Source organism: Streptomyces griseoloalbus, assembly GCA_014650015.1.
Lineage (GTDB): Bacteria > Actinomycetota > Actinomycetes > Streptomycetales > Streptomycetaceae > Streptomyces > Streptomyces griseoloalbus.
The window spans coordinates 90,254-115,196 of record BMUD01000002.1; the positions used below are offsets into that span (position 1 = coordinate 90,254).

At 71.4% G+C, this 24,943-nt stretch carries 21 protein-coding genes and 1 pseudogene; 4 read left to right on the forward strand and 18 right to left on the reverse strand.

The annotated features are described in order from the left end of the window. Positions 1–12 precede the first annotated feature (12 nt). The 5 genes from IE178_RS03330 to IE178_RS03350 are packed head-to-tail and all read right to left on the reverse strand — an operon-like array spanning position 13 to position 6,599. On the reverse strand, positions 13–894 hold the full coding sequence (locus IE178_RS03330; protein ID WP_193511226.1) for a phytanoyl-CoA dioxygenase family protein: 882 nt from the start codon (positions 892–894) through the stop codon (positions 13–15). A gap of 43 nt (positions 895–937) precedes the next feature. Beyond that, positions 938–2,158, reverse strand: a complete 1,221-nt coding sequence (locus IE178_RS03335) for a phenylacetate--CoA ligase family protein (RefSeq protein ID WP_318279818.1) — start codon at positions 2,156–2,158, stop codon at positions 938–940. Further along, complete coding sequence (locus tag IE178_RS03340; RefSeq protein ID WP_193511227.1) at positions 2,155–3,345, reverse strand: hypothetical protein; 1,191 nt, start codon at positions 3,343–3,345, stop codon at positions 2,155–2,157. Before IE178_RS03340 ends, IE178_RS03335 begins: the two co-directional genes overlap by 4 nt. Further along, positions 3,342–5,441 carry a DegT/DnrJ/EryC1/StrS family aminotransferase gene (locus IE178_RS03345; RefSeq protein WP_193511228.1) on the reverse strand — a complete coding sequence of 700 codons (2,100 nt, stop codon included), beginning with the start codon at positions 5,439–5,441 and terminating at the stop codon, positions 3,342–3,344. Before IE178_RS03345 ends, IE178_RS03340 begins: the two co-directional genes overlap by 4 nt. Before the next feature lie 57 nt (positions 5,442–5,498). After that, positions 5,499–6,599, reverse strand: a complete 1,101-nt coding sequence (locus IE178_RS03350; protein ID WP_184762000.1) for a radical SAM protein — start codon at positions 6,597–6,599, stop codon at positions 5,499–5,501. Positions 6,600–7,015: 416 nt separating this feature from the next. Between IE178_RS03350 and IE178_RS03355 the strand changes: the two genes are divergently transcribed. Beyond that, a complete protein-coding gene (locus IE178_RS03355; RefSeq protein WP_184762001.1) occupies positions 7,016–7,798 on the forward strand; it encodes an AfsR/SARP family transcriptional regulator in 783 nt (260 codons plus the stop codon). 65 nt (positions 7,799–7,863) lie between these two features. Here the strand turns inward: IE178_RS03355 and IE178_RS03360 are convergent, their stop codons facing one another. Genes IE178_RS03360 through IE178_RS03390 form a run of 7 tightly spaced genes read right to left on the reverse strand, consistent with a single transcriptional unit; the run spans position 7,864 to position 15,470 of the window. After that, positions 7,864–9,081 (reverse strand): endonuclease/exonuclease/phosphatase family protein, encoded by a 1,218-nt coding sequence (locus tag IE178_RS03360; protein ID WP_193511229.1) that lies wholly within the window; start codon positions 9,079–9,081, stop codon positions 7,864–7,866. Beyond that, a complete protein-coding gene (locus IE178_RS03365) occupies positions 9,078–10,082 on the reverse strand; it encodes a glycosyltransferase family 2 protein (protein WP_184762003.1) in 1,005 nt (334 codons plus the stop codon). The genes IE178_RS03360 and IE178_RS03365 overlap by 4 nt, the downstream gene beginning before the upstream one ends. A gap of 54 nt (positions 10,083–10,136) precedes the next feature. Next, positions 10,137–11,045, reverse strand: coding sequence for a UbiA prenyltransferase family protein (locus IE178_RS03370; RefSeq protein ID WP_193511230.1), 909 nt, complete (start codon positions 11,043–11,045; stop codon positions 10,137–10,139). A 10-nt stretch (positions 11,046–11,055) separates the two neighbouring features. After that, positions 11,056–12,078, reverse strand: coding sequence for an NAD-dependent epimerase/dehydratase family protein (locus tag IE178_RS03375; RefSeq protein ID WP_184762005.1), 1,023 nt, complete (start codon positions 12,076–12,078; stop codon positions 11,056–11,058). Next, positions 12,072–13,472: an aspartate aminotransferase family protein gene (locus tag IE178_RS03380; RefSeq protein ID WP_184762006.1), complete on the reverse strand. Its 1,401-nt coding sequence runs from the start codon at positions 13,470–13,472 to the stop codon at positions 12,072–12,074. Before IE178_RS03380 ends, IE178_RS03375 begins: the two co-directional genes overlap by 7 nt. Then, positions 13,459–14,487: a lysylphosphatidylglycerol synthase domain-containing protein gene (locus IE178_RS03385; protein ID WP_193511231.1), complete on the reverse strand. Its 1,029-nt coding sequence runs from the start codon at positions 14,485–14,487 to the stop codon at positions 13,459–13,461. Before IE178_RS03385 ends, IE178_RS03380 begins: the two co-directional genes overlap by 14 nt. After that, positions 14,484–15,470: a glycosyltransferase gene (locus IE178_RS03390; RefSeq protein ID WP_318279819.1), complete on the reverse strand. Its 987-nt coding sequence runs from the start codon at positions 15,468–15,470 to the stop codon at positions 14,484–14,486. Before IE178_RS03390 ends, IE178_RS03385 begins: the two co-directional genes overlap by 4 nt. A gap of 197 nt (positions 15,471–15,667) precedes the next feature. On the opposite strand from IE178_RS03390, the pseudogene IE178_RS03395 reads away from it, so the two are divergent. Then, positions 15,668–16,726 (forward strand): annotated as a pseudogene (locus tag IE178_RS03395) (endonuclease/exonuclease/phosphatase family protein); the annotation flags it as partial. A gap of 106 nt (positions 16,727–16,832) precedes the next feature. Here the strand turns inward: IE178_RS03395 and IE178_RS03400 are convergent. The 6 genes from IE178_RS03400 to IE178_RS03425 form a co-directional block, all read right to left on the reverse strand. Next, positions 16,833–17,771 carry an aldo/keto reductase gene (locus tag IE178_RS03400; protein ID WP_193511233.1) on the reverse strand — a complete coding sequence of 313 codons (939 nt, stop codon included), beginning with the start codon at positions 17,769–17,771 and terminating at the stop codon, positions 16,833–16,835. Between the two features lie 69 nt (positions 17,772–17,840). Continuing rightward, entirely contained in the window at positions 17,841–19,253 is a 1,413-nt protein-coding gene (locus IE178_RS03405; RefSeq protein ID WP_193511234.1) for an MFS transporter, read from the reverse strand. 596 nt (positions 19,254–19,849) lie between these two features. Continuing rightward, complete coding sequence (locus IE178_RS03410) at positions 19,850–20,734, reverse strand: TauD/TfdA dioxygenase family protein (protein WP_193511235.1); 885 nt, start codon at positions 20,732–20,734, stop codon at positions 19,850–19,852. A gap of 30 nt (positions 20,735–20,764) precedes the next feature. Next, positions 20,765–21,583, reverse strand: coding sequence for an ABC transporter ATP-binding protein (locus IE178_RS03415; protein ID WP_193511236.1), 819 nt, complete (start codon positions 21,581–21,583; stop codon positions 20,765–20,767). Continuing rightward, on the reverse strand, positions 21,570–22,622 hold the full coding sequence (locus tag IE178_RS03420; protein WP_193511237.1) for a taurine ABC transporter substrate-binding protein: 1,053 nt from the start codon (positions 22,620–22,622) through the stop codon (positions 21,570–21,572). Before IE178_RS03420 ends, IE178_RS03415 begins: the two co-directional genes overlap by 14 nt. A gap of 38 nt (positions 22,623–22,660) precedes the next feature. Continuing rightward, complete coding sequence (locus IE178_RS03425) at positions 22,661–23,536, reverse strand: ABC transporter permease (protein WP_318279820.1); 876 nt, start codon at positions 23,534–23,536, stop codon at positions 22,661–22,663. Between the two features lie 426 nt (positions 23,537–23,962). On the opposite strand from IE178_RS03425, the gene IE178_RS03430 reads away from it, so the two are divergent. Continuing rightward, on the forward strand, positions 23,963–24,196 hold the full coding sequence (locus IE178_RS03430) for a hypothetical protein (RefSeq protein ID WP_193511238.1): 234 nt from the start codon (positions 23,963–23,965) through the stop codon (positions 24,194–24,196). A gap of 66 nt (positions 24,197–24,262) precedes the next feature. Next, the gene (locus IE178_RS03435) at positions 24,263–24,862 is read left to right on the forward strand and encodes an acyltransferase (protein ID WP_184762015.1); all 600 of its coding nucleotides are present in this window, start codon (positions 24,263–24,265) and stop codon (positions 24,860–24,862) included. The last annotated feature ends 81 nt before the right edge of the window (positions 24,863–24,943 follow it).

Sequence of the window (24,943 nt, forward strand, 5' to 3'; positions counted from 1 at the left end):
GCGGTCGGGGGGTCAGGCTCCGTCGTCTGCCGACCAGGGACGCTGCCAGCGCGTGTCGGGTCTGTCGCCGGAGCGGATGAACCGCACGTCCACCGACAGGCGCATGGCGGCGGTCGTCGTGTCCAGTGACGCGTGAATGATCTGCGGCATGTGCACCAACAGGTCGCCGGCCGCGAAGTCGGCGCACAGCCAGCGACGGCCGAGACGGCGGGCCGTCGCCGCGAGGTCGTGGGAGATGGGCCGCCGGTCGTGCGGGCGGTCCGTGATGTCGCGCAGCGGTGCGTAGTCCTCGGGGGCCAGCGTGTGCGAGCCCTCCAGGTAGATCAGCGGCCCGGTGGCGACCGGGCAGTCACCGACCGGGATCCACATGGTGAGCACCCTGGGCGGGGCCGCGTCCAGGTAGTCCATGTCCACATGGGCGCGCGAGGCACGGGCCGACCCGCTGTGGAAGTGCCGCAGGATCCGCCGGGGCAGCATCTCGCACGAGCCGCCCAGCAGGCCCTCGGCGATCGTCCGCAGCCGTCTGTCCGCCAGGAACCGCTCGAAGGGCGCCGACCGCACGAAGGCATGCGCCGGGTGTCCGGCGACGCCGTGCTCCGGCAGCCCTTCGGGAACGGTGCCGGAGAAGACGCCGTCCTCGGGCCGGGCACCGGGCTCCAGGTACCCCGGAGGAAACAGGGTGAAGTACTCGCCGCGCAGGCGCAGCACCTCGGAGCGGTCGAGAACGTCCGGCAGGTACAGATACCCGTCGGAGCGCAGCCGTTGCCGCAGGGCGGCCGGATCGTCGAGCCGGTCGGCGCTGGGCCTGAGAGGGCCGAAGAGCTCTGGGGAGAAGGGGATGGGCAGGCCGTTGGAGTACAGCTCGGCAGCCGCCGACGGTGCGGAAAGCGTCATGATCGAAGTCCTTGGCGTCGAGGAGGTGGGCAGGGGCGGGAGGTCAGTAGACGCCCTCCGTGGCCTCCTCCTCCGCGGCATCACCGTCGTACGGCCGCACCGCCGCCACTCCGTCCCACGGGAACCAGGGGTGCGGGCCCGTGCGGACGGCGCTGTCGCGCTCCAGGAGGTTCGGGATGAACAGGTCCTGCAGGAGTGTCGTGGCCCGTACCCGGCCGCGCTCCCCCACCGCCACCTGCCGCCAGGGGTCCTGTGGATCGACGACTGTGAGCACGGCGAAGGGCGGCGGCACGTGGTACGTGTGCGTGACCTTCTCGCCGTACCCCGCGTCCGCGGACGTGTCCTGTCCGGGCGCGGTCACGCCCGGTACGGTCGTCCCCGGACCCAGGTCCGCCTGGAGCGCGTGACCCACGAGCGTGTTCCCGTAGGTGTCGATCCACTGGACACCCGTCAGGTGCTCCTCACGCAGGAACGCCGCCTCGGCCGGAGTGCACGACGTGCCGCCGGTGCACACGGCACGCACGCCGTACGTATGCAGCGGGCGGGGCAGCCGCATGGCCAGTTCGACCAGCAGCCGGGAGGTGGTGAACAGCAGCTCCGGGCGCTCCGCGGACAGCAGGGGAAGGGTCTGGGCGATCAGGTGCTCGGTGTACTCGCCGGCCTCACCGCCCGCCCGCAGTGCCGTCTTGACCCAGCGCGGATCGAAGTCGATGCAGTGCACCGCGCCACGCCAGCTGTCCGCGAGACCCTCGACGAAATGTCCGTAGGCGTGCGGACCCATCGGGGTCATCGCCAGAACGTCGCCGCCGCGGACCCCGCGCGCCTCCAGCATGGTCCGGTACATCTCCACGTCGTGCGCGAGCCGGGTGACGTTGACGATCCGGCACGGGGTGCCGGTCGTGCCGCCGGTCTCGAAGACGCGGAAGGGCCGGTCCCGGTAGCCGCGCGGGATCAGGTCGCGGGCGCGCGCGGTGCGCAGTCCGGTCTTGTCGAAGAGTCCGAAGAGCCGCAGGGCCGCGAAGCCGTCCACGTCCCTCAGCGGGTCGAAGCCGAGGGCGTCCCGGCGGGAGACCCAGAAGGGGGATCCGGTCTCGGGTGAGAAATGCCACCGCATCATGCGGCGTGTCCACGCGTCGAGGTCGACGGTGAGCTCTGGTACACGCTCGCGCATGACGGCGTACGCGGTCGCGGCGTCCGGTGTGGAGCCGCCACGCGGCGGGGCCGGTACGCCGCCCTGTCGGGTGCCTGGTGCGGTCGTTGTCATGCGGTTCTCCTCCGTGCCGCCGACTGCGGCGGTTCGTACACGAACAGGGATCCGTCCGCGATCCGCGCCGCGTCCCGTTCGCTCACGGTCACCACGGCGGCGAACGGAAAGGGCACCTCATGACCGATCAGCGGGTGCCCTGCCGGGTCCTCGGGGCCGTCGCCGAGGAGCACCAGGTGCGGTGTCACGCAGGGGGCGCCGTCGGGCCCGGCGGCGACCGGCGGCCGGCGGGTGAGCAGCCGGTCTCCCGGGCGCATCCGCGCGGCCACGGAGCGGGCTGCGCGCTGCGCGGCACCCGGCTCCCGGCTGACGGTCAACGGCCATTTGCTGGGCGGGAGTTCGTCGAGTGCGGCGGCCAGCCGCGATGCCAGGGGCTGGGCGGGGCCGGCGCACACGACCGTGCGCACATTGCTGCAGAACCTCCCCGCGTCGGCGGCGATGAGCGGCACCAACCACTCCACGGCCCGGTCCGGACACAGAGGGTCGGGTACCAGCGCGCAGCCGCGGCCGGGTCCGTGCAGGGTCAGGCCGGGCAGGGAGCGGACGGACCGGGCCAGACCCGAGCCGCCGAAGACGACTTGACGGTCGGTTCGGCGTATCAGGCCGGACAGAGCCCCTCGGCCGGTCGGGTACAGGGCGATCCGCTCCGCGGGCCATCCCGCCCTCAGCAGGGCCGCGACCAGGCGTGCCGCGGAGAGCGGTTCGCGACGGCTCGGCCGGACCCAGACGGCCGCGGACCGCTCGACCTGTTCCAGCACCGCGGCGAGGCAGGTGAACGTGTTGCCGGGCAGCGCCACCAGGGCCAGCGCCTCATCGTCCGCGGGCCGCGGCCGCTCGATGAGCCCGGCGCGCAGCATCGCGCACCAGCGGTCGGTCAGCGACGCCGGGATCCCTGCCGTCCGCCACAGGGCCGCGCGGAAGTCGTCAGCGCTTTGCGGGCCGAGCCCGCCGACGTCGAGGACGCCGTGCTCGAACTCGTGCAGCGCCTTCAGGAGCAGTCCCCTGCGGTCGGTCGGCGCGGCCGGCAGCCCTGGGGCCACGCCGTCCCACCAGGAGCGGTCCGCGGCGACGACGATCTCCGGGACGAGGGCCAGCCGCGTCCCCGTGTCCCCGGGAAGCGCCGCGAGGTCGAGCGACGGGTGCCAGGCACCCCGGCGGAAGGCGTGGACGAGGGCACCGGGCGTCACGACAGTTCGCCGCGCAGCGCGGAGACCACCCGTACCTGCTCGGCGTGGGTGAGGGACGGATACAGGGGCAGGGCGATGTGGTGCCGGGCGAACCACCGGGCTCGCGGGTGGTCCTGGGACTCGGTGCGGTCGGCGAAGAAGGGGTGGTCGCACAGCAGGTTGTCGTACACCTCTCCGGCGAGGTAGATCCCGTGCCGCTCGCGCAGCCGCTTCTTCAGCAGGCTGCGGTCGGCGGACTCGTCCAGGTACACCAGGTACTTGTAGTAGTTGCTGCGCACGCTGCCGGGCACCGGGTGAGCCCTCACCCGGGGCACCCCGGCCAGCAGGTCGTCGTAGTGTGCGGCCAGGTCCCGGCGGGCACCCACGGTGCGGGCGAAACGCTCCAGGTCCACGGTGCCCACCGCGGCGTGCAGTTCGCTCATGCGCCAGTTGCTGCCCGGCCGGTCGTGCAGGGTGGAGCCGGCCGCGCTCTTGCCGTGGTCCCGCCAGCGCCGTATGTGGTCGAGGTCGCCGGTGTCCGCGCAGCTGAGCAGTCCGCCCTCGGCGCTGGTCGCGACCTTCGTCGGGAAGAAGGAGAACGCGCCGAAGCGGCCGAGGGCACCCGCCGGGCGGTCGCCGAGCGTGCTGCCGAAGGCATGGGCCGCGTCCTCCAGAACCGGTATGCCGCGTTCGCGGCACTGGTCGAGGATGTGGTCGAGCGCCGGTGCGACGATGCCGCCGATGTGGACGGGCACCACGGCCGCGGTGTCCGGGTGGCGGTCGAGGGCCGCGGACAGTGCCTCCGGGTCCATGCCGAGGCCGTCGAGCTCGAGGTCGACGAAGTCGACTCGGGACGCTCCGGCTCGCACGGCTGCCGCGGCCGTCGCGAAGAACGTGTTGGCGGGCACGAGAACGGTGCGTCCCTGCACGCCGATCACCCGAAGGGCGATCTCGAGGGCGGCGGAGCCGGACGCCACGGCGGCACCGGGGCGGCCGGTCCACTCCCGGGTCAGCTCCTCGAACCGGGCCACCAGCGGACCTTGGGTGAGGACACCCGACTCGAGCGCGGCGTCGACCCGGTCGGTGACTGCGCGCCGTTCGACCACGTCGAACCGGATGCGCTGGGCGGCCACGGCCACGGGCGTCGACGGACGCTGCGCGAAGGCGCGGGTGAAGAAGGCCACCGCATGGTCGACGTGGGTGCCGTGGCCCATGGGGAGCTCCAGTACCTCGGGTGGCGGCGCATGGGCCGCCGAGTAGGCCGCGCCGACCGCCCGGCCGGCGGCGCGGGCGTCGTCGGTGTCCAGGTAGGGGTCGGACGTGCCGAACTGCAGCTGGAGCGGCGTGGGGGCGAGAGCCCCGTACAGTGCGGGCAGATCCGTGTACTCCAGGATGCCCGGCAGTACGGCGCCTTCGAATCCGGTCAGGTGCCGTGCGTACAGCGAGGCGTAGGAGCCGAGGTGGCCGGCCGCGCAGAGCGGCGGCTCGTCCTCGGTGAGCAGCGCGGTGTGCAGGGCGACGGCCGCGCCGAGGCTGTGTCCGAACAGCCCGACACGGCCGGCGTCCACGCGCTCGTGCGCGCGCAGGACATCGAGGACGCCGAGGGCGTCACCGACCAGGGCGCCGAGCAAGGAGCGGCCGGTGAGCGCGAAGGCGTGGGCGAGAAGGGCCCCTTCGTCCCGTCCGGTCAGCCGCTGCGGGTCGAATCCCCCGGTGAGGGCGTATTCGAAGGTGAGCGTGGTGAATCCGGCGCGGGCGAGGTGTTCCGCCATGTTGCGGTCCGGGTGGTCGGGGACGACCTCGCCGGTGAGCTGTTCCCTGCGTGCGTTCTTCCCACCCAGCACCAGGATGCCGGGACCGCGCGCGGACGCGGGTGAGAGCAGGGTGGCCCGGAACTCGCCGCGAAGGGGGGAGTCGAGGATCCATTGCTCCCGGTGCAGCCCGTCGCGTACGTCGACGCCTGTGGTGACCGTACGCACGGGCACGCGTTCGACGCGTGCCAGCCGTTCGACCGTGGAACGGATCCGGCGGGCACGGGCCGCCGGCCCGGCGTCGGGAGCGGGCGGTGAGGGCGTCGGCCGGGCTTCGAGAAGACGGGACAAGTGGCGGATCTGCATGGCGAGTCGGGCACCCCGTTTCGTGGGACGGCGGAAGAGTCACCGGGCGGCGGTGCGTCAGACGAAGTCCTCATGCAGCGTGCTCGGCACCTCCACCGCATAGGCGTCCAGCGCCTGCTCCAGCTCGATCCGGCCGCGGTGCAGCTGCTCCAGCAGTTCGTTCTGCGGTCGGTAGAAGCAGGATTTGCACAGGTCGGTGCGACGGGGGTTGGCGGCCTCCCACTCGGCGCGGGGTCCGCCCTCCAGCACGTCCAGGTAGCCCTGCTCGAGCACGTTGCCGATCAGGTAGCGGCTGTTGAGGTGGACCTGGGGGCAGGGGTAGAGGTTGCCGTCGGCGCCGACGGCGGTGACGAAGCGGCTGTAGTGGCAGCGCTCGAAGTCCCCCTCCACCGTCTCGACCCGGTCCATCGGGCCCCGGTCGAGCTTGGGGATCGAGACCTCGAAGTCGTCCGAGGAGAGCGCCTTGGCCTCGTTGAGCGCCTCCGCGATCTCGGGCAGGACCGCGTCGATGGTCTCGTGTCCCAGGGCGCTGTAGAACTCCGGCTCGAACCGGACGTAGTGGGCGCCCGCCTCCCGGCCGATGCGGGCCGCCTGGAGGATCTCCCGGTGGTTCCGCTCGGTGATGACGAAGTTGAAGCCGATCCGGAAGTCCGGGGCCACCGCGGCCTCGCGAAGCCTTCCCACCGTCTGGACGAAGGAGGTGAAGGTGCGCTCCCGGTCCCGCGTGATGGCGTTGTAGGTGGCCTCGGTTCCGGCGTTGAGCCCGATCCGCACCCAGGTGTGGGTGGCGACGACGGTGTCGGCGACGGCCGGCCGGCCGAGCCTGGACCCGTTGGTGATCAGCCCGATGCGCAGCCCCGCGTCGTGGCCGGCGCGGCTGATCTCGGCGTACCCGGGGTGGATGGTGCACTCGCCGCTGCCGCAGAACGTCACCGCCCGGCCGTCGTTCTCGGCGAACTGCCGCAGAAGCGTCACGGCCTTGGCCGTGGGGAGGGCGTCCTTGAACGAGAACAGGTCGTAGAACTGCTCCTCGTTCGGAGAATGGAAGTTGCAGAAGTGACAGCGCTGGTTGCAGGCGCCCATGATGCCGATCCGCATGTGGATCGGTTTGAAATCCTGATCGGCGACGAACTTCCGCAGAAGTTCTCCATGGGCCATCACTTTTTGCGTGGAATGAGCCTGGTCAAGGCTGACGACGGGTAATTCCGTCCTGCCTTCGGCAGTTACGGCCGTAGGTTTTCCAGTGTTACCGGAAATATGCACGATCCCCCCAAGCACAGCCAACTGGTCGGGTGTTCGATTGGTGCGGACCAACCGTAGATAGGCGTTCACGAAGCTGTCAACCAATCGTTCACAGCGAACGTCCGCTTCGGTGGCCACCCCTGTCAACCTGCAGCAACTCAGGTCACAGGCACGATTGAAACGGAGAACTCTCTTGACAGTCCGCATTGGTCCACACCAGGCTGTCCCGGGGCCCGAACCGGAACCCACCAGACCATTCCTGCCCAGAATGCAGGCCTGCAGAAAACGGACAGTCGATACGGCACTCGAAAGCACAAGGTACGGGGGGGCACATGCCTGTCATCTTCAATATTCTCGGCCCACTGAGCGTCGCGGTCGACGGTGAATTAGTACCCATAGGGGGGAGACGGGCCCGCATCGTCCTCGCGGTTCTGGCACTCGAGGCGAATTGGGTCGTACCCGTCGACGATCTCGTCGATGCCGTGTGGGGCTCCTCCCCGCCGGCCAGCGCCCGCACCCAGATTCGCATCTGCATATCTTCGATGCGTCGGAGCTTCGCGGCGGCCGGCGCCCCCGACCTCATTGAGACCCATCCGCAGGGATACCGACTGATCCTGGCGGAGGACCAGTTGGACGCCACGATCTTCGACGCCCGAGTGCGCCGGGCCAGGTCCCTGATCGCAGGCGGCCACCTCAAGGAGGCGACCGACACCCTGCGCCGGGCCCTGTCCCTGTGGACCGGTCCCGCCCTCGTGGGTCTGACGAGCCCGCCCGTGCAATCCGGCGCGCGTCGCCTGGAGGAAGCGCGGCTGCGCGCAGTGGAGGAGCGGGTGCGGCTGGACCTGGAGCTGGGCCGGCACCAGGACATCATCGGCGAGCTGATGCAGCTCGCCGCGGACCACCCCTACCGGGAACATCTGCACGCTCAGCTCATGCTGGGGCTGTACCGGTCGCACCGCACGGCGGAGGCCCTGGAGGTCTACCGGCGGATCCGCTCCACCCTGGTCGAGGAACTGGGTATCGAGCCGGGACCGGAGCTGGCCGATCTGGAGAAGTCGATCCTGCTGGGCATGGAGCGGGACCAGGTCGTCGGCAACGGGGCGTGGGCGAGCTGAGAGGGGCCCACCGGTGCCGGCGCGGAGCCCAGGTGCCGCGCCCGCGCTTCGTCGCGCCCCGCTGCTCACAGCGACAGCCACAGGTCCTGCAACCGGTGTTCGGACAGCCCGTCGGTGGGTCGCAGGTCGTACCGGTGCACCTGTACCGGGCCAACAGTGAAGGCCCAGTCCACCCGCCACAGCGGCAGCGCCCGGTTGAACACACTGTCCCATTCGAAGCCGGCCGGAGCGCCGAACTTCCAGCTCAGCGGGAACAGGTCGTCGTTGGCGCGCAGGGCGTCGTCGGCCCGGTCCTTCACGCCCTCCATGTCCCTCATGGCATCCGTGGCGTTGAAGTCCCCGGCGATCACGGTGGGATGGGGATTGCGGTCGAGGTCTCGTTCCAGTCCGCGGAACTCCTCCTGCCGCCAGGCGAACTTGCGGGCGAAGTAGGAGTCGAAGTCGTAGCCCGAGAAGAGGTTGAGATTGTCGACAGCGAGCGGCACCGTGATGTGGACGTTGTAGATGCTCAGGACCCTGTCTCCGACCCGCAGGTCCGTGCGCATCACCTTGTCGCGGGCGAAGACCCGGCTGAAGGGGGTCCCGGGGTTGGCGTCGATCTCGGCACCGGGGCCCACCGGCGGCTGGGCGACGATCGGGAACCGGGACAGGGTCAGCAGTTCCCCCCGGCGTGCGATGTGGTAGCCGGGGAACTCCGCGCGCAGCCGGGCGTCGTCGTGCAGTTCCCGGTAGCCGTCCTCGCCGAGGCCGGGCTGCCAGATCACGTGCTCCTGGAGGAGGTAGACGTCGGCCTTGGTCCGGTGCAGCACCGAGTAGACCTTCTCGGGACTGGTGGCCTGGCCCCAGTACTGGGTGTTGAGCGAGACCACGTGCAGCGCGCCCGGCGGCACCTTCCCCGGGTCGCGCCACAGCGCGGGCCAGTTCACCGCGGATCCGGTGACCAGCGCCAGCAGCAGCGCGGCGGAGGTGGCGCCCGCGGCCCACAGTCGCCGTCGGCCGCAGGCGGCGGCACTGGCCACGAGCAGGACGAGCGGAACACCCACCAGCAGCAGCGGAGGGACCGCGTCCAGCAGGATGGACCAGTGCCATCGTCCGCTGACCAGCCATCGGACGACGGCGTAGAGCAGCCAGATCCCGGCCACGGCGACAAGCGCTCGTCCGTACCACAGCCGGAGCAGACGCGCGGTACGACGCAGCCGGCTCCCGCCGGTGCCCTGCCGGGGCGTGGCCGGCACGACCTCCTCGTCGGTCCGCGGGTCGGCCAATACCGGTTCGGACGTCACGCGGTCACCTCACGTCGGTACATGCGGCGGAAGCGACGGCTGAACACCCATTGGGTCAGTCCCACCGCGAGGCCGGCGACGACAGCCGTGTTCATCAGAAGGTGGCAGCCGATGAAGAAGACCAGGAAACCGGCGCCCCGGTGCCGGGCGACGAAGGCGTACTGCCCCAAGTCGGCCAGGACGAACAGCAGGAGCGCGGCCGCCGGCACCACCGCCGCCACCGGCCACACCGCCACCGCCGGCAGACTGACCAGCACCAGCGTCGCCAGCACGGAGGCGGCGGCGCGCCCGCCCGTCTCCATGCCCTGCATCGCCCGGCCCCGGTCCAGGTAGAACGGCACTCGCAGCCGACTGCGTACGAACGCTTTGCGCAGCAGGGGGCGCATCGCGGTCTCGTCGGCGAGACGGCCGCGGATGCGGGAGGTCAGGAGCATCGGGTGGAGCGCGGCGAGCCGTTCGGCGTGATCGATCTCCTCGGTCTGGCGCAGCGCCGGATTGAACCAGCCCGCCTTCAGGAAGGCGGACCGGCGCACCGCGCCGAGAGCGTAGTAGCCGCCGCTGACCAGGCCCTCGGCGCTCTTGCGCCAGTAGTGGTACTGGAGGATGCGGTAGTCGCACACGAGCCCCTCGTCGAACAGCGGCTCCTTGTCGGGGATCCCGAACACGGCGCCGTACGAAGGGTTCTCCTCGAAGAGAGCCACGGCCTGGGCGATCGCCTCCGGGTGCATGGTCACGTCGGCGTCCAGGAAGAAGATGATGTCGCCGGAGGCGTGTCGGACGCCCAGGTTGCGGGTGGCCCCCGGGCCGCCGTTGCGCTCGGCCCGCACCAGCGTGACCGGGTGCCGCGCGGCCAGTGCGGCCGAGTCGTCCGTGCTGGAGTCGTCCACGACGATCACCTCCAGCCTGGGATATGTCTGCGCCCGTACGGAGTTCAGGCACAGGTCGATGGTGCGGCGGTCGTTGTACACGGGGACGACCACCGACACGAGGGGTTCAGCCATGGGATTGGTCCTCGGTCGGGTCGGACATCTGGTGGAGGTGGGCCGGCTGTCGGACTAGGTGAGTTGGAAGACCAGCAGCAGGGCGGCCCAGAGTGAGGAGTTCGTACGCATGACGCGGTCGCGCAGCAGGACCCGGACGGGGCTGCCGCCCTCGGCCTTGACGACCACGATCTGCAGGTAGCGGAACAGCGCGAACAGGGCACAGGGGGCGGTCAGCAGTGCGCCGACCTCGTAGCCGGACTCGGTGCGCAGGTAGAGCAGGTAGCCGACCATGGTCAGGGCCGAGCACATCACCAGCACCAGGTCCAGGAAGTGAGTGGAGTAACCGACCAGCGCGGGCCGGTGCCCGGTGCCCGAGACGCTCAGTTCGTGGCGGCGCTTGCCGAGAATCAGCAGCAGGCAGAGCGTCAGGACCGTGAGGACGAGCCAGCCGGAGACCGCATGGCCACTCGCCTCGTATCCGCCGAGCAGCCGCAGCACGAATCCGGTGGCGACGATGAACACGTCGAGCAGCGGAAGGTGCTTGAGCCGCCAGCTGTAGGCGGCGTTGACCACGAGGTAGACCAGCACCGCCCACGCGCCCTCGGGGGCGAGCAGCACCAGCAGCGGCACGAGGAGGGCGGCGAGGGCGAGGCCGAGGGCCGTGGCGGCCGCCCGGCTCACCTGGCCCGAGGCAAGCGGCCGGTGGCGTTTGACGGGGTGCCGCCGGTCCCGCTCCACGTCCGCCATGTCGTTGACCACGTACACGAGCGACGAGGCCAGGACGAAGGCGAGCGTGGCGATGGCCACACGGCCGGCGGCCTGCCAGCTCCAGACGGCGCCCAGCAGCGGCAGCGGCACCACCAGGAGGTTCTTCGGCCACTGACCGGGCCGGATGAGGGCGAGCAGGCCGGCCGCCGGGCTCCTAACCGGTGCGACGTCCTCGGGTGTGGCGGGCGTGGCCCGTTCGTCCAGGAAGCTCATGGCGTGCTCCTCAGAAGAAGATCTTCACTGCGGACAGCAGTCCCTGGCGCCACGGGTCCCGGCTGGTACGGCCGGCGGATCCGCCGGAGGGGGTCTCGTGACGGGCGGTGCGCCACCACTCGTAGGTACGCAGGACGGCGTCGCGGTTGGAGTACTTGGGGGTGAAGCCCAGCCGTCGCGTGGCCTTGTCGATGCTCACGTAGGAGTCGTCCATCAGCTTGTGCAGCAACCGGCCGTACACCGGGGACAGCCGGGCCTTCTGCAGGGCGTTCAGCACGCCCAGGGCCGGCCGGGCGGGCAGGCCGATGACGCGCTTGCCGTGGCCCGCGACGTCCAGGACGGCCTGGAAGTCCTCACGGATGGTGCCGAATTCGGCGGCGGCCAGGTTGTACGTGTCGTTGGCGACGTCCTCCGGTGCGGTGAGCACGGTCACGATCGCGTCCACCAGGTCGTCGATGGCGAACATCTGGATGCGAACGTCGCCCCGTCCCAGCACCGGGAAGTTGCGGCCCTCTTCCGCCCACTCGAACAGCATCGAGAACAGTCCCATGCGGCCCGGCCCGACGAAGGTCTTGGGCCGCAGGATCGGCACGCACATGCCCTGCGCCCGGTACCGCTCCGCGACCTCCTCGGCGGCGGCCTTGGCCCGGCTGTAGGTGTCCACGGGCTCGCGCGGGTATTCCTCGGTTGTCGGGACCACCCGGGGCAGCCCGTACACGGCGGTCGAGGATATGTGCACCACACGTGGTGTGCGGGCCGCACTCGCCGCGGCGAACACGTTCTTCGTGCCTGCGACGATGATGGAGCGGATCTGGTCGTCGGGGTAACTGGGCAGCGCGGCCGCCGCGTGCACCAGGACATCCGCGCCGTCCACCGCCTGCCGCATGACCTCCCGGTCGCGGATGTCCCCGACCAGCGTCACGCCCGGTCCGGGGCGCAGGTCGACTCCCCGCACCTGCCGGCCGTCGGCCAGTAGCCGCTCGGCCAGGCGGCCGCCGAGCATGCCCGCCGCGCCAGTGATCGCGATCACCACTGTGAGCTCACCTTCTGCTTGATGAAACGGGTGACCAGCCGGCCCAGGCCGCGGCCCAGGACCTCGCCGAGTGCGTCGACCGCGCGCTCGGCCTCGTCGGGCTCGGTGACCAGTGAGGGGCCGAGGATCAGCGGGTTGCGGCCGTTGAGCGTGTAGTAGGCGAAGATGTCGTGGTCCTCGTACAGGGCGTTGATCACCGCGCAGGTGACCAACTTGGCCTTGAACCGTGGGTCCTTGGCCATGCCGCCCGGTGCGAGCTTCGCCACCAGGTCGAGGATCTTCGGGCCGCCGTCGATGAACACGCCCCACAGCGCGCCGGCGCCCGCCACGTGTCCGATCGCGTCGGGGTGCTCCTTGGCGAGCCGGGCCAGTCCGGGTTCCAGTACGGCCTCCAGGGCGCGGGCGCGCGCCGGATAGTCGTCCTCCACGGCGATGTTGACGGCCTCCAGTGCGGTGGCGCACTCCTCGCCGAAGCCGTAGTAAGTGGTGGAGGTGGAGTTGAGCAGCGCGTCGCCGAGATTGTCGTAGGCCTTGCGGAAGACGGGCTCGCGCGCGACGTAGGCGGAGACGGAGGACTTGCCGCCGCCGAAGGACTTGGAGGTGGTGACCACGTCCGGGATCAGTCCGGGGTAGCGCGTGAAGTAGAACATGCTGCCGGTCTTGCCCCAGCCCGTGTAGATCTCGTCGAAGATCAGCACGATGTCGTGCCGCGTGCACAACTCCCGCAGACCCCGCAGGAAGTGCTCGGAGCACCACTGGATGGTCGAGGCGCTGAAGGGCTCGATGAGGATCGCGTAGACGTCCTTGGGATGGCGCCCGATCGCCGAGCGCACCGAGTCCAGGTCGCCGTAGCGGAAGGTGTCGACGCCGGGGATGGTCGGGAAGGCGAACTGGTTCTGGCCGGTGAGCCCGCCCGATCCGAGCAGCTTGCCGTGGAAGGCGCAGTCCGCGCGCAGCACGGTGCCGCGCTGTGCGTTGTGGTACTTGTACGCGAGCTTGACCGCCCCTTCGACCGCCTCCGCACCGGAGTTGGGCAGGAACGACATGGTGAGGTCGCCGGGCATCACCTCGGCGAGGTTGTGACCGAGCGCGGCCAGATAGGGCGAGAAGTAGGTCTTGTGGACCTCCATCCGACGCTCCCTCGCGAACCGCTCGCGGACGGCGAGGATCCGGGGGTGGTTGTGACCGTGGTTGAGGACGCCGACGCCGCCGGTCAGGTCGAGGACGCGTCGGCCGTCCTTGAGGGTGAGGTAGGCGCCCTCGGCGTGGTCGACGAGTTCGCGGCCGAAGCCGAACGAGGTCATCAGGGAGACCTGGCTCTTGTTCACATGGCGTCGGTAGAGGTCGTGTACCTCTCCGACCTCGAGTCGTTCGGCGTCATCAAGGGTGTACACGGTTTTTCTCCTCACGGGCGTGCGGGCCGGACGGGGCCGCGGAGGGCGCGGCGGTCGGCGCGTCTGGGGGAACGTCGGAAGAAGGGACGGGAGGCACGGGGGTGGCAGCTGTCCGGCTCGCCGGCACGGCGGCGCGGCGTGCCCAGGCGAGCACCACGGCTGAGCTGCCCAGCTCGGCCACCACGCAGACGAGGCGGCTGGCCAGGGCCGCGGTGGCGGCGGCACCCGGGGACAGGACGGTGGCGAGGGCGGCGGTGATGGTGAGTTCTCGCACGCCCCAGCCGTCCGGGATGATCAGGGCGAGGCTGCTGACGACGGTGGCGAGGGCGAAGGCACCGACCGACGCACCCAGCCCGGCCCACACCGGTGCGCCCAGCGCCAGCACCAGGAACCACAGGTGCAGCCCGGAGGCCAGCCAGGAGGCGACGGCCAGCAGTATGGCCCGCCGCACCGCGGGGTCCCCGGGCGGCTGCACGGGCCTGCGCAGCAGCCGGGCCAGGGCGGCGACCGGCCCGGTGGCGAGTGCGGGTCGCACCAGGCAGAGCACGAACAGCAGGGCCGGGGCCAGGAGCCACGGCCACTGACCGGGCAGCGCGACCGGCGCCGCCAGCAGGGCGACTCCCGCTCCGGTGAGGATGGTCAGGGCCAGGCTCAGCACGTACGCCGACGTCATCTGCGCGGCCGGAATGCCGACGGCGCGCCCGTGCGCCACGTGGGTGAGCACGCCCCAGACCCGTCCCGGGAGGTACTTGCTGAGCTGACCGAGGAAGTACACCTTCGCCGCGTACAGGCCGCGCATCGCGTGGTCGCCGGGGATCAGCACCCGCCAGGCGCGCACCGCGAGCACGAGTCCGGCGACGTTCGTGAGCACCGCGCCGGCCAGCAGCGGCAGCACCTCGGGCCGGGCGAACTCCCGTGCGGCGGAGACACCTCCCTGGCGCACGAGGAAGTAGACACCGACGAGAGCGGCGAGCACGATCACCGGAGTGAGCAGGCGGCGCAGCCGGTCGATCATCGCTTCGCCTCCGTCGGCGCGGGTGTGCCGTGCCCGGCCCGTGTCCTGCCGCGCGGCCACAGGGCGCCGAGCGCGGCACCGCAGAGCAGGGCGGCGTGGGTCGCCAGGTGGACGCCCACGAAGAACGGCAGGAACCGTGCGCCCCGCTGCCGGGCGACGAACCGCAGCAGCCCGGCGTTGGCGGCGCAGAAGGCGAGCAGGAGGGCCACGGGCAACACGGGCAGCCACACGGCGAAGGGCAGTGAGGTGTAGAGCGCTGCGGCCGAGGCCACCGAGGCGGGGCTGTTGGCCGTGAGGTTCCTGCGCCCGCCCCGGCGCGCCGACCGGAGGGCCGGAACCAGCAGCAGGGCCCGTCTAAACGTTTCCCCGAGCAGCGCGCCGAGCCGGTCCTCCTCGTCGTGCCGGGCCACGATCCGGTCGGTGAGCACGATCTTCCAGTGCGGCGCGAGCCGGTCGCTGAACTCCAGGTCCTCCGAGTCGCGCAATCGCTCGTCGAAGCCGCCCAGTCGCTCGAAGACCTCGCGGCGCACGGCGGCCTGCGCGAAGAACGCGGTCTCCACCTCGCCGACACCGCGCAGTCGCCACCAGTGGGCGTGCAGCACCTTGTAGTGCTCGACCGGTCCGTCGTCGAAGAGCGGCTCGGGCGCGATCACACCGTGCGCGCACCCGCACTCGGGGTCGGCGTCCAGGATCTCCAGCGCGTTGGCCACCGAGTCGGGGCCGAGCGCCTCGTCGGAGTCCAGGAAGAAGAGGATGTCGCCGGTGGCGGCGGCGATGCCGGCGTTCCTGGCGGCGGAGACACCGCGGTTGGGTTCGTGCCGGACGAGCGTGCAGGGATATCCCCGGGCGATCCGCGCCGTGGCGTCGGTGCTGCCGTCGTCCACCACGATCACCTCGTGGATCGGACAGGTCTGGGCGTACACCGAGTCCAGGCACGCTGCGAGGGTGCGGGCGGAGTTGTAGGCCGGGATCACTACCGACACGGAATGCGGCATGCCGCTCAGTTCAGTTGCGCTGCGTATCGGCTCCGTATCGATTCTGTATCGGGCGACGCCGCGTGGGTGGGATCCACCGTGCGCGTACGGCCCCCTGGGGGCAGCTGTTACTCTTCAGCCGCTCGTTCGCCGAAGATCCGTACGAACGCACACTGGAGGGACGTGTGTCGGCTCCCCCGGACAGCATGGCGCCTTCCTCCACCTCGCCTTCCCCGGTGGCTCACGACGGGCGCCGCCGGACTGTGGCCGGGAGGACTCTGGTCGCGCTGACCGCCCTGTGGGCGGGGTACTCACTGCTCAACTTCGCGCTCGGCGGGCGCTGGTGGCTGTGGCTGCTCGCCGATCTGGTCCCGCCGCTCTGCTTCCTGGCGGTGCCCCTCGTGCTGCTCGCCCTCGCGCGGCTGCCGGCCGCGCGTCCGGTGCGCCGGCGGCTGGTTCCGGTCCTGGCGCTCCTGCTGATCACCGGGCTGACCCGCTCCGGCGTCAACTGGGACGCGCTGCGCTCCGGCGAGGGTGCGGGGCCGACGCCCGCGGGGGCGGTGAGGGTCGTCTCGTGGAACACGGAGTACTGGGACACCACCGACGACCCCGACCGGTTCTACCGCTATCTCAAGGCGAAGGACGCCGACGTCTACCTTCTGCAGGAGTACCTCGCGTGGGTGGACGAACGGCCCACGCCCATCGACGAACTGGCCCGGATCCGACGGGAGTTCCCCGGGTACCACATCGCGGTGCTGGGTGAGCAGGTGACACTCTCCCGTTTCCCCGTCGTCGCCCGCCCCGCCGTCGGTCCGGCCCGCGGCACGGGCGGGGGCTCACCGTGGCGGGAGGTCTTCGAGCGGGGCAAGGTGCTGCGCACGGACATCGACGTGCACGGCCGGGTCATCTCGTTCTACAACGTGCACATCCCCGTACAACTCGACATCCTGCGCAGCCCGCTCACCGGTGGCTTCTACGACGAGGTCCACCGGCGTGCCGCCGCGCGGGAGCGGCAGTACGCGGCCCTGTTGCGGGACGTGGACGCCAACCCCCGTCCCGTGTTCGTGGCCGGGGACTTCAACACCACACCGGCCATGGGCGACTTGGACGGGCTGCGCGACACGCTGCGGGACGCGCTGCCCGCCTCCGGCACGCTCCTGCCGGGCACGTGGAACACCGAAGGGCTGGGACTGTGGCGGCTGGACTGGGCGTTCACCGACGACCAGCTGCGGGTGCACCGGTACGACTTCGACGACCCGGCCGGACTCTCCGACCACCAGGCGCAGGACCTGGTGGTGTCGCCGGCCCCCCGAGCGGCGAGCGGCGCCCGGTCCCTCTCCGGGCGCCGCTCCCGTCACGCGCGGTGGCCTGCTACCGGCCCGCCTCGTCCAGGCGGCGGCGCTGCTCCGCGCTCAGCGTCACGGCGAGCGCTTCGAGGGCCTCCTCGACCTGGCTCACCCTGCTCACGCCGACGATGGGCACGACCTGCGGGTCGTGGTCGAGCAGCCAGGCGAGTACGACCTGGTTGACGGTCACGTCGAGTTCGTCGGCCACCTCACGCAGGACCGCCAGCCGAGGGGCTGTGCCGGGGTGGTCGTAGGCGGAGGGCACGGGCACGTCCTCGCGGGTGTAGCCGCCCGACAGCAGGGGGCTGTAGGCCCACAGGCGCAGGTCGGGTTCGGAGCGTACGTAGTCGAGCAGTTCGGGGGTGACATGGACGTGCGCCGACGAGGGAAGGGGCAGGTCGAAACGAGGCTGCAGATACGAGTAGCGGTACTGCAGATGCGTGTAGCGGGGCCGGTCGCCGGCGAGTGCGCGGGCGCGTTCGGTGCGCCACACGGCATGGTTGCTGACGCCGAGTTCACCGGCCTTGCCCTCTTCGACGAGGTCGGCGAGGGCGTGCACGGTCTCGTCGAGCGGCACGGTCCGGTCCTCGATGTGGGCCCAGTACACCTCGACGCGGTCGGTGCCCAGACGACGGAGGCTGTGTTCCAGCGCGGATCGCAGGGCCTTGGCCGAAAGGCCTTCGGCGGCCTCGAGTCCGGCACCGGGGACCGCTGGGCGCGCCCCCGCCTTGGTACCGATCCGCACGGCGTCCCGCGAGCCGCGGGACGCCAGCCACTTGCCGATGACGACCTCGCTCTCGTCCCCGGTCGCGCCGTCCACCCAGAAGGCGTAGTTGTTCGCGGTGTCGAGGGTCGTTCCTCCCAACTCGGTGAACCGGTCGAGGATGTCGAACGAGGTCTTCTCGTCCACGGTGGTGCCGAAGGCCAAGGTGCCGAGGGCGATGGTGCGTTGCTGGTGTGACATCTGGAGTGGTTCCTCCGGGTTCGGGAGCCGGGCGTCCACCCGTGTATACCGCCCGAACCCCGCATAGGTCTAGGCCAATTGGTCTTTGGGGGCCGCCGTCGTGGACGCGGGGGCTCCGACCCGGCGAGCGGTCAACGAGGCGAGAAGTGTGACGGCCAGGGCCGCGGCACAGACCGCGGCGAAGGCGGCGGCGTCGGTGCCGGCGGCCGTGTGCAGGGCGTTGAACAGAGCGCCGCACACCCCGATGAGCAGCACGCTGCACAGACTGTCGGCGACCTGCAGGGCGGCGGTGTTGGCGCCTTGCCGTCCGGGCGGTGACTGGTCGAGGGTGAGCACGCCGACGCTCGGGAGCAGCAGGCCCATGCCGAAGGCCGCCACGGTGAAGCCGACCGGCGCCGTGACGGCGGGCGCCGCGCGCAGCACTCCGGCAAGGGTCACCGCGGTTCCCGCGGCGTGGATCAGGGCCCCCAGCAGGATGACTCGTTCACGTCGCGGGAACAGTCGGGGCCTGCCCTGCAGCCAGGAGGCGGCGGCCCAGGCGAGCGCCGCGCAGGTGAGGGAGTAACCCGCGGCCGTGGGCGACCAGCCGCGTTCGTTGACCAGCAGCAGCGGCACGTACGACTCGATCGTGAAGTAGGCGCCGGCGGTCAGCCCGCGCACCAGCACCAGGGCCGGTATGCCGGGCCGCGCACGCAGCGTTCCGGCGGGCAGCAGCCCGCGCAGACCCGCCGCGACGGCCAGGAGCCCGACCACGGCGAGCACCGCGGTGCGTGGAGAGGCCTGGGAACCGGCGTACTGCAGCAGCCCCGCCCCGAACGCGACGGTGACCGCCGGGCCGACGCGGGTGGTGGGTTCCTCCGGCTGCGTCCCGTCGTGCGGCAGGGCGGCGAGCGGGCGTCGGAGCAGGGCCGTCGCGACAAGCGTGAACACGGCGATGCCGTGGAACACCCAGCGCCAGGAGAGGTGTTCGGTGACGGCGCCGGCGATCGCGGGGCCCACCATGGAGGGCAGGATCCAGCACGCCGTGACGACGGAGAACATGCGCGGGCGCAGCGCGGCCGGATAGCCGCGTCCGACCATGACGTACAAGGCAACGGTCACGGCCCCGCCGCCGGCGCCCTGCAGCAGGCGGCCGGCCAGGAACGGCGTGATGGAGGGCGCCGCCCCCGCGAGCACCGAACCGCCGACGAAGCACAGGCAACCCGCGTTGAGTGGCGCCGCCGGTCCCCTCCGGTCGGCCCAGCCGCCGCCGACGACCGTGCCGGCCAGGCTGGCGCTGAGGTACCCGCCGAAGGCGATGGCGTAGAGCGGCAGAGCGTTCAGTTCCTGCACCGCGATGGGCATCGCGGTGCCCAGTGCCAGTCCGGCGAAGGCGACCAGGAAGAAGGTGGCGGCGATCGCGAGTGTGCGGGGACGGTGGGGGCCGGACAGCAGTCCGGGCTCGCTGGGGGCGACCCCGGAGCCGTCGGATAACAGCGGCATGGAGCTCCTTGCGTGGAGGGATCAGCGGCCGTCAGCCCGCGGGCCGGATCGCAGTCGCCGAACGTGTACCGGACTCGATCGCCATCGGCATCCCGCCGGCCGGTCGCACCCGTTCGACGCGACGAAGGATCGCGGTCACCGGCCCGGGGGCCGCGCCATGGGGCCTTCCCTCGTTCCGGTCGCCGCCGACATCGATGCTCATGTTCCGCCTTCGACTCCGGTGCCCGACGCAGCCCGCAGTCAGCGGCCGCAGCTCGCTCGCACGGCCGAGGTGTCGGACGCCGTACGCTCGGCGACTCCGTTTATAGCCGCGGGTTCCGGGTTTGGTCTAGTCCATACGTCGACTCACGGCCGGACAGCCCCGCTTCGGCCCCCGACGCTCCCCCGAGGAAGGCCGAAAACAGCCTCTCTGCGCCCACCTGGCGAGCGGGGACAGGGCGGGAGTTCAGCCCGCGGCTTCGCACAGCGGGTCGTGCGGCTTCAGTGCCGCCGGCAGTGGGGCGGCAGGCGGCGCGATGTGCTGCCGGCGCGGGAGCGGAGCCGCAGGTGACCAAGGGCCCGGCGCGCGGGAACGCCGCCGCCGGGCCCTTCGCGGGTCAGCGGGCCGCGGTGGCGGGGCCGACGGGGGTGTCCCCGCGCAATGTGATGCGGTGCATGACGCGGTGCTGGTCGCCGTAGTCGCGGTTGGCGTAGTGGGCGGTGCTGCGGTTGTCCCACAGGGCGACGTCACCCGGCTGCCAGCGGTGCCGCACGACGTGCTCGGGCTTGGTGAGGTGGGCGTACAGGATGTCGAGGATGCCCCGGCTCTCGTGCTCCGAGACGCCCACGATGTGCGAGGTGAAGCCGGGGTTCACGAACAGGCCCTTGCGGCCGCTCTCGGGGTGCACCCGCACCACCGGGTGCTCGACGGGCCTCAGCTCGGTGAACGCCTCGCCCTCCCACAGGTTGCCGCGGCCCTTCCGGCGCTGGGCCAGGTAGTAGCCGAACTCGCGGGTGCCGTCGTGGACGGCGGTCAGCGTGTCGACGTACGCCCGCAGGCCCGGCGACAGCGACTCGTAGGCGAGCTGGCTGTCGGCCCAGCTGGTGTCGCCGCCGTTGGGCGGCAGCACCACGGCCCGCAGCACGGAGATCGCCGGGGGCCTGGGCACGAACGTCACGTCCGTGTGCCACACGTCGGCGAACCCGTTGTCCTGGCTGTCCAGGGAGTACACCTCGGGAGCGACGTCACCGGAGTCGTGGACGGGATGCCCGACGGTGACCTCGCCCAGACGCCTGCCGAAGTCGATCTGTGCGGCGTCGTCGAGGCCGTGCTGGCCGCGCACGAACAGCACCTTGTACCCGACGAGCGCCTGACGCAGGGCGAGGACCTGGTCGTCGTCGAGGCGGGCGAGGTCGATGCCGTGGATCTCGGCGCCGAAGCGCGGGCCGAGTTCGCGGACCGGCAGCGTCGTCGCGGTGGGCCGCTCACTGAGGATGCTCATCTGTGTGTGTCCTTTCGTGTGATACGGGGATCAGGCCGCCGCGGCGGCCTTGACGGCGTGGGAGACCCGCGCGCGCAGCTCGGCGAACTCCCGGGAGCCGCGCAGTTCCTCCGCGTCGATGTCGCCGCGGGGCAGGGTGATCGGCAGGTCCAGGGCGACGGTTCCCGGGCTCCTGGTCAGCACGACGATGCGGGACCCGAGGAAGACCGCCTCGTCCGCCGAGTGCGTGACGAACACCGTGGTCCGTCCGGTCCGGTCGGTCACCCGGCGGACGTCCTGCTGGAGCCGCTCCCGGGTCAGCGCGTCCAGCGCCGCGAACGGCTCGTCGAGGAGGAGCAGCGGGTTCTCGGCGGCGAGCGCCCGGGCGATGGCGACGCGCTGCTGCTGGCCGCCGGAGATCTCCCAGACGCGCCGCTCCTCGGTGCCTTCGAGGCCGACCCGGGCCAGCAGCTCCGCGCGGCGCCCGGGCCACTGCGCGCGGGGCACCCCCGCGTACCGCAGCGCCAGGTCGACATTGCCGCGCACGGTCCGCCACGGGAACAGCCGCGGCGTCTGGAACACCACGCCGGCCGTCCCGCCGGGCCGTGGCTCGGCCCCGGAGACCCGCACCGAGCCGCCGGTGGGCCGTTCGAACCCGGCGATCAGCCGCAACAGGGTGCTCTTGCCGCAGCCGGAGGCGCCGACCAGAACCAGGAACTGTCCGGCCGGCACGGTCAGATCGACCGGGCCGACAGCGGTGAACCCCTCGCCGCCTCGGCCGTACCGATGGGTGACGTGGTCGAGGCGGACGGACCCGGCGCGCGCGGAGTCCACCTCGTCCCGGGTGCCGGTGAGCTCACTTGACGGCATCGGACAGCCCCTTGAGGTAGAAGGCCTTGCGGACGACGTCCCCGGACGGTGCGGCGTCGATCTGCTTCTGGCCGGCCAGGAACCGGCCGGTGTCGGTGACGTAGCCGAGCAGCTTGCCCGGGCTGTCGTCGGTGCCCAGCCAGTCGGCCGAGGCCACCTGCTCCGGGGTGAGGAACACGCCCTGCCGCAGCTGCGCCCCGGCGTCCGCGGCGCTGATGCCGAGTTCGGCCGCGACGGACTTGACGGAGCCGTCGGGGTCGGACGCGAGCAGGCGCAGCGCTTCGGCCTCCGCCTTGCGCCAGGCGTCGATGGCCTGCGGGTCCTCGGCGATCAGGTCGTCCGAGACGACGGCGAGGTCGAGGGTGGGTTTGCCCGCACCGCCGACCTCCTTGCTGCTGGTGAGCTGGGTGCCGGTCGCGCGCAGCTCGTCCAGGGTCGGCAGCCAGACGTAGGCGGCGTCGATGTCCCCGCGCTGCCAGGCGGCGAGGACGGCCTGCGGCTGCAGGTCGACGAGCTCGACGTCGGACGCCTTGAGCCCGGCCGTCTCCAGCGCGGCCAGCAGGCTGTAGTGCGAGGTGGAGGCGAACGGCGTACCGATCGTCCTGCCCTTGAGCCCGGCGACGTCGGAGATCCGGGTGTCCTTGCGCACCACCAGGGCCTCGTTCTCCCCGGCGACGTCGAGAATCCAGGCGACCTTGTACGGGATCGGCGAGCTGCCGGACACCCCGCGCGCGAACGGGCTGGAGCCGAGCGCGGCGATGTCGAGGGACTTGCCGATGAAGGCCTGGTTCACACTGGCGCCGGAGTCGAACCTGATCCAAGTGATCTCGTAGTCGGGGAGCGCCTTCTCCAGCAGCTTCTTGTTCTTCACGATCAAGTCGCCGCTGGGGAAGGCGAAGTAGCCGATGCGCAGCCGCTTGGAGCCGCCGGACGTGGCGGCCTCGCTGCCCAAGGAGCAGCCGGTGACGGCCGCGGAGACGGCGGCCAGGGCGCCGGCGAGGAGGAGACGACGCGACGGACTTTGCGTGACACGGGACATGGCGAAGCCGTTTCTGTGCACAGGGAGGTGAGGGGGTTCTACGCGCGACCGCGCCAGGGAACGACGGCGTGTTCCAGCCGCAGCAGCAGGCCGTCGATGATCAGGCCGGAGACGCCGATGGCGATGATGCCGACGAGCACGACGGGGGTGTTGTTGTAGTTGGCGGCGTCCTTGACCATGCCGCCGATACCGGGCAGGCCGTTGACCAACTCGGCGGCGACGAGGGAGGAGTAGGCCACACCGACGGCGAGCCGGACACCGGTGAGCGTCTCCGGCAGGGCGGACGGCACGATGACGTCCCGGACGACGTCCCACCGCGACGCGCCGAGTGCCCGGGCCGCCTCGATCAGGCTCCTCGGCACGGCGGCGACGGCGGTGGTGGTGGAGACCGCCACGGGCGGGAACGCCGCCACCGCCAGCAGGGTGACCTTCGGCTCCTCGTTGATGCCCAGCCAGATGACGAGCAGCGAGAAGTACGCCAGCGGCGGCAGCGTCCGCAGGAAGGTGATCCAGGGCTCGAACAGCGAGCGCAGCCAGCCGACGGTGCCCATGAGCAGCCCGGACACCACCCCGAGTGCGATGCCGAGGCCGGCTCCGATCGCGATGCGGCGCAGGCTGATGCCCAGGTGCTCGACGAGGGTGGTGCCGTTGTAGCCCCGCACGCCGTCATGGGTGGTGGACACGGCGACGAACGCGTCCCACACCTCGGCCGGTGACGGAACCAGTGTCCCGCTCCACGTCCCGCTCGCCGCCAGCAGCTGCCACAGGACGAGGAACAGCAGCAGCGAGCCGAACGGCAGCGCGACATGGCGCACGCGCGCCCACGCCCTCCCCGCCGGGAAGCGGCGTTCGGGCGGGACGCCGGCGGGTGCCGCGGAGGTATCGGGTGTGAGCAGGCGCGAAGTTGTGGACATGGGGCGTCCTCCAGGGGGGCGCCCGGGACGTGAGCAGCTGCCGTCGACGGACAGGGACGGCCGGCCCCGAGCGGAACGGGTGCTGGACGAAGCAGAGGGAGCACCCTGCGGCCAGGGTGCGGGAACGGCCCCCGCCGGGTGACATCACCGGACGACGGAGCGCGTCAGAATGGCTGGATCAACAACAACACGAGCCCGCGCGTCGGCACAGGTCGATGACCAGGCGTCGCACCAAGGGCTCGGGAATCATGGCCCAGTTCTACAACAGCCCCGGCGATGCACCAAGAGGCGTCCACGTAGTGGAACGGAGTGTCCATCGGGAGGTGACCGGCGGTGTGACCCCTTCTTCACCTCCAACAGCCCCCTGACAAGGGCGTGGACGTGGCGGCGGGCGATCAAGCAGACGGCGAGTCGGGGGAGGGCTTCGTGGCGGTCGTCGCGCCGCTCCCGTCGGGCGCCCAGGCGACGGAAACCCGTGGAGCCGGCCGTCTCACGGCACGGCTCGGCTCGAAGCCTTGGCATAGTGGCAAGTTCTTCACCGCGGCCGAGGAGGTGGCCCGGACGGTCATGCGGAAAGAGGACACGAACACGATGCGAGCCCACCAGGGGCTGGACGACCGCTCCTGGTGGGAACCGCTGAAGGAACGGGCCGCCCGGTGACCCGCACGCCCTCTGCCCCACCCGCTCCTCGCCCGCGGCGACCACTCAGCAGAAAGGTCCGACCAGATGAACTTCAGGGTCCAGCCGACCGCCCAGGTCGACGAGTCGGCCACGATCGGCGACGGGTCGACGGTCTGGGACCTGGCCCAGATACGGGAGGACGCGCGGCTCGGCAGCAACTGCATCGTGGGCCGGGGAGCCTATGTCGGCCCCGGGGTGCGGATCGGCGACAACGTGAAGCTCCAGAACTATGCGCTGGTCTACGAACCCGCGGTGCTCGGTGACGGGGTGTTCGTCGGGCCGGCGGCGGTGCTCACCAACGACCACTTCCCCCGGTCGGTGGACAGGGAGGGCCGGCTGAAGCGTGGCGGCGACTGGGAGGCCGTGGCGGTCGTGGTGGACGAGGGGGCGTCGCTGGGGGCCCGTTCGGTCTGTGTGGCCCCCGTGCGCGTCGGCCGTTGGGCGCTGGTCGCGGCGGGCGCCGTGGTGACCCGGGACGTGCCCGACTTCGCTCTCGTGGCAGGCGTTCCGGCCCGCCGGATCGGCTGGGTCGGCCGGGCCGGCGTCCGGCTGGTCGCGCGCGAGGGCGCGCCGGACGTCTGGGAGTGCCCGGAGACGGGGGCGCTGTACGAGGAGAAGGCCGGCCGGCTCGTGGAACGACCGTGACCTCTCGTGCCGACTGTCGTCTCCAGCTGTTTTCAGCTGTTTCCCTCAAAGGGCAAATGCTCGAACATCTACCGGCATAAG